This window comes from Streptomyces sp. NPDC002793 (assembly GCF_040295485.1).
GTDB lineage: Bacteria > Actinomycetota > Actinomycetes > Streptomycetales > Streptomycetaceae > Streptomyces.
This window is the reverse complement of sequence record NZ_JBEOVL010000118.1, coordinates 1-3125: the sequence shown is the minus strand read 5'-3', so window position 1 is coordinate 3125 and position 3125 is coordinate 1. Positions and strand designations below refer to the sequence as shown.

The 3125-nt window shown below is 73.7% G+C and carries 1 protein-coding gene; it reads right to left on the bottom strand.

What is annotated here, in order from left to right; translation table 11 throughout:
- Window positions 1-3125: SDR family NAD(P)-dependent oxidoreductase (locus tag ABT001_RS35795; RefSeq protein ID WP_351285865.1), on the bottom strand; the 3125-nt coding region annotated here is incomplete at both ends.

Here is a 3125-nt window from a genome sequence, read left to right as displayed (position 1 = left end):
ACCACAGCATCCGACAACCGCTCCACCAACAACACACCCACACCCTCACCCCACCCCGTACCATCCGCACCCACACCGAACGCCTTACAACGACCATCCGCGGCCAGTCCGCGTTGGCGGGCGAAATCGACGAAGGCGCCCGGTGTGGACATCACGGTCACCCCCCCGGCCACGGCCAGGGAGCAGTCCCCGGAGCGCAGCGCCTGGACCGCCCAGTGCAGGGCGACGAGGGACGACGAGCACGCCGTGTCGACCGTGACCGCCGGACCTTCGAGACCGAAGGCGTAGGCGACGCGGCCCGACAGCACGCTGGCCGCGTTGCCGGTGCCGATGTGCAGGTCCGATTCGGACGGCTCGATTCCGCCACCGAGGAGCAGCGCGGCGTAGTCCTGGCCGTTCGTTCCGGCGAAGACGCCGGTCGAGGTGGAGCGCAGCGAGTGCGGATCTATGCCCGCGCTCTCCACGGCCTCCCAGACGGTCTCCAGCATCAGCCGCTGCTGGGGATCCATGGCGAGGGCCTCGCGCGGCGAGATACCGAACAGGTCAGCGTCGAACTCGGTGGCGTCGGCGAGGAAGCCGCCTTCACGGGTGTACGTGCTTCCGGGCCTTCCGCTTCCTTCGTCGTACAGGGCGTCCAGGTCCCAGCCCCGGTCGGCGGGGAAGGGGCCGATGGCGTCGGCCCCTTCGGTGACGAGGCGCCACAGGTCCTGCGGGGAGGAGACCCCGCCCGGGAACCGGCAGGCCATGCCCACGATCGCGATGGGTTCGTCGGTGGGCGCGTCCTTGCTCGCGGCCGGTCGAGGGCTCGGCGTCGCCTCTCCACCGAGCAGTTCGCGCAGATGCGCCGCGACCGCTTCCGGGGTCGGGAAGTCGAACACCAGACCGGCGGGCAGTTTCAGGCCCGTCTCGGCCGCGAGGGCGTTGCGCAGTTCCAGTGCGGTCAGCGAGTCGACGCCGAGGTCCCGGAACGCACGGTCGGGCTCGATGGCCGTGGACGAGGGATGTCCCAGGACGGCGGCGGCCCGATCCCGTACGAGGCCGAGTGTGTCGCCGGGGGCGACGGCCCGCGCTGTGGAGGGCTCGGGGGCCTGCGGCAGTCGGGCGAAGAGCGTGGTGGGGCGGGCACCGGCGAAGCCGGGGACGAACCGCTGCCAGTCGATCTCGGCGACGGCTACGCAGGTGTCACCCAGATCGAGGGCGCGGCCCAGCGCGGTCAGTGCCCGCAGCGGGTCCAGGGCAGTCAGTCCGCCGCGCCGCATCCGTTCGGCGGCCGTCCCTTCGGTGGCCATGCCGGCCCGGTCCCACGGTCCCCAGGCCACCGAGGTGGCGGCGCGTCCGTCGGCCCGGCGGCGTTCGGCGAGGGCGTCGAGTTCGGCGTTGGCAGCGGCGTAGTTGGCCTGGCCCGCGCTGCCGAGGGTGCCGGCGAGCGAGGAGAACAGGACGAACGCGGCGGCGTCGGGCAGCAGTTCGTCGAGGATGCGGGCGGCGTCGGCCTTGGCCCTGAGCACCGGGGTGAGCCGGTCGGGGGTCAGTGAGTCGATCACGCCGTCGTCCACGACCCCGGCCGTGTGGAACACCGCGGTGACGGGGTGGTGGGCGAGCAGGCGGACGACGGCGTCGCGGTCCGAGACGTCGCAGGCCATTACGTGGGCGACGGCGCCGAGTTCGGCCAGTTCCGTACGGAGCTCGCGGGCTCCTGGCGCCTCCGGGCCCCTGCGGCCGGCCAGCACGAGTTCGGTGACGCCCCGTTCGGCGAGCCAGCGGGCGACCCGGGAGCCCACGGCACCGGTCCCGCCGGTCACCAGCACGGGCCCTTCTGGCGTCCACGGGCGCGTGGTCCGGCCGGCGGTGGGTGCAGGTCGCAACCGCCGCCCGTAGACACCGGTGGCACGTACGGCCAGTTGGTCCTCGCCCGAGGCCGACGGGGAGCCGGGCGCCGTACGGATGCCTGCCGCGAGGAGTGCGGCGAAGCGACGTCCGGCACGGGCGTCGAGAGCGGCGGGCAGGTCGATCAGACCGCCCCATCGCTCGGGGAGCTCGAGTGCCACGACCCGCCCCAGACCCCAGACCCCCGCGTCGGCCGGGTCGGCGGGCCGCTCCGACCGGGAGACGGCCACGGCCTGCCGGGTGGCGCACCAGAGCGGAGCGGCGACCCCGGCGTCGCCGAGGGACTGCGTCAGCGTCAGCACGCCGGCGGTGGGCAGCATCGCCAGGACTCCTGTGACGTCCGGGGCCGTGGTGCGCAGCAGACCGGCGAGAGCTGACCTGTCGTGCCGGTCCGCGGCGAGGGGCAGCAGTGCGGCGCCGTGCAGGGCCGCCATCACGTCCGGAGGGACCACGCCGTCGGGGGTGACCACCAGCCATGTGCCGGAGAGCTCCGCCGGCCGTTCCGTCAGCGGTTCCCAGGCGATGCGGTACCGCCAGGCGTCGGCCCCTGCCCGGTCCTCGTGGGTGCGGCGCAGCCCGGCGAGTACCGGGAGGGCGGCGTCGAGTGCCGCCCGGTCCTCGGCGGTGACGGGAAGACCTGCGAGGTCCTGGGCTTCGACCGCCGACCAGAAGGCGTCGGCGGATCCTGCGCCGGCCGGGCTCGTGACGGCGGGCTCCGGCCAGTATCGCTCGCGCTGGAACGGGTAGGTCGGCAGCTCCACCCAGGCGTCCGGGCGGCCGAACACCGCCGCCCAATCGAGGGGCGTCCCGTGTGCGTGCAGGTGGGCCAGCGCCATCCCGAGCGCGGTGGTCTCGCTGTGCCCGGCGCGCAACGCCGGTACGGTCACGGCGTCCTCGTCGACGCCCTGGGCGAGGGCCGACAGCACACCGTCGGGGCCGAGTTCGAGGAACCTCGTGGTTTCCTCGCCGGTCGCCCTGATCACGGCGTCGGCGAAGCGTACGGGCTCGCGGACCTGACGTACCCAGTAGTCGGGGGTGTCCATCGCACCCGAGGCCGTCGGGACGACCGGGATCGACGGCGCGTGGTACGTCAACGACTCGGCCACCGCCGCGAACCCGGCCAGCATCGGCTCCATCAGAGAAGAGTGGAACGCGTGCGACACGGACAGCCGCTTCACCCGCCGCCCCTCCGCACGAAGGCGTCCCTCGAAGGCCTCGATCGCCTCGACCGCGCCCGA